This window comes from Aquitalea sp. S1-19 (assembly GCF_024343515.1).
Window position 1 is genome coordinate 1 of sequence record NZ_RJTZ01000307.1, and the last position, 1,400, is coordinate 1,400.

Below are 1,400 nucleotides of genomic sequence, written 5' to 3' on the forward strand. Positions count from 1 at the left end.
TAAGGTTGGCGGAAACGATTCGAAGCAAGCGGTTCTCCCGTGTTATCCTTGCCGGCAAATTTTTTGGCCGTACAAGGCTGTGTCCAGTTTGAGGGGTGGGTTATGAGCGATTTTCGACAGGATTTTATTCGTTTTGCACTCGAAGGCCAGGTGCTGAAGTTTGGTGAGTTCACCACCAAAGCCGGCCGCAAGTCGCCTTATTTCTTTAATGCCGGCCTGTTCAATGATGGCGCCAGCACGCTGGCACTGTCGCGTTTTTACGCCGATGCGATCCAGGCTAGCGGCATCGAGTTCGACATGCTGTTCGGCCCGGCCTACAAGGGCATTATCTTGGCAGCGGCGACCTCGATGGCACTGGCGGAAAAAGGGTGCAATGTACCGTTTGCCTATAACCGCAAAGAAGCCAAGGACCATGGCGAAGGCGGCGTACTGGTTGGCGCGCCGCTCAAGGGCAAGGTGCTGATCATCGACGACGTGATCACGGCCGGCACCTCGGTGCGCGAGTCCATCTCCATGATCCGTGCCGCGGGGGCCGAGCCTGCCGGTGTGGCTATTGCTCTGGACCGTATGGAGCGCGGCACCGGTGTTTTGTCTGCCGTGCAGGAAGTCGAACAGCAGTATGGCTTGCCGGTTGTTGCCATCGCCAATCTGGGCGATCTGATGACCTTTATCGAAGGCAGCGACGAACTCGCCCGCTATCTGGAGGCGGTCAAGGCCTATCGCGCCAGCTACGGCGTCGACGCCTGATGCGGCAGGGAAGCCGGCCTTACTGGGCGGCTTCCTTGTTTTGCCAGGCTTGCTGCAACTGGCTGGTGGCATTGCTCATGGCCTCTTCTGCTGCCGTGAGCGTGCTTTGGGCGCTGGCTAGTTCGGCGCTGGCATTGGCGAGTGCATTTTGCGCGTCGGCCAGACGTTGTTCGGCCAGTGTGTGCTTGCTCTTGCTGGCTTGCATGCGCAACTGGCTGTTCTTCAGATTGCCATCGGCGTTCTGGTAGGCCATTTGTGCGGACAGCAGGTTTTCATTGACGCCGGCAAAGCACGTTGTGGCAAAGCCTGCGAGCAGTAAGGCGAGTAATTTCTGGCGCATGATGGATCCCGTCCTGATTATTTAGGCTGATTATCGCAGACAGTGGGGGCGGGCAGCCAGCCGGAATGAATATGAAAAATCCCCTGACAGTATGAGCCGTCAGGGGATTTTTCTGCCGCGCTAGCGGCGTGTACTGGTGGGTCGTGCGGGATTCGAACCTGCGACAAACGGATTAAAAGTCCGCTGCTCTACCAACTGAGCTAACGACCCCCCATAAAATCAGGGTTTCTTTTATGATTTACCGGCTTGCGCCAATGCCTCACAAGAGAGAACGAGACTATACCGACAGCGCGCCGTCCAGTCAACCGCTTTC

The 1,400-nt window shown here is 57.3% G+C and carries 2 protein-coding genes and 1 tRNA gene; 1 reads left to right on the forward strand and 2 read right to left on the reverse strand.

The genetic code is table 11. The features are described 5' to 3' along the window. The first annotated feature begins 102 nt into the window (after positions 1-102). A complete protein-coding gene (gene pyrE, locus EGI20_RS18660) occupies positions 103-747 on the forward strand; it encodes an orotate phosphoribosyltransferase (RefSeq protein WP_498633189.1) in 645 nt (214 codons plus the stop codon). 19 nt (positions 748-766) lie between these two features. Here pyrE and EGI20_RS18665 read toward each other — a convergent pair whose 3' ends face one another. Together EGI20_RS18665 and EGI20_RS18670 are read right to left on the reverse strand one after the other, a co-directional pair. Beyond that, positions 767-1,087, reverse strand: coding sequence for a hypothetical protein (locus EGI20_RS18665; protein WP_498633191.1), 321 nt, complete (start codon positions 1,085-1,087; stop codon positions 767-769). A gap of 134 nt (positions 1,088-1,221) precedes the next feature. Then, positions 1,222-1,297 (reverse strand) — tRNA-Lys (locus tag EGI20_RS18670). Between the last annotated feature and the right edge of the window lie 103 nt (positions 1,298-1,400).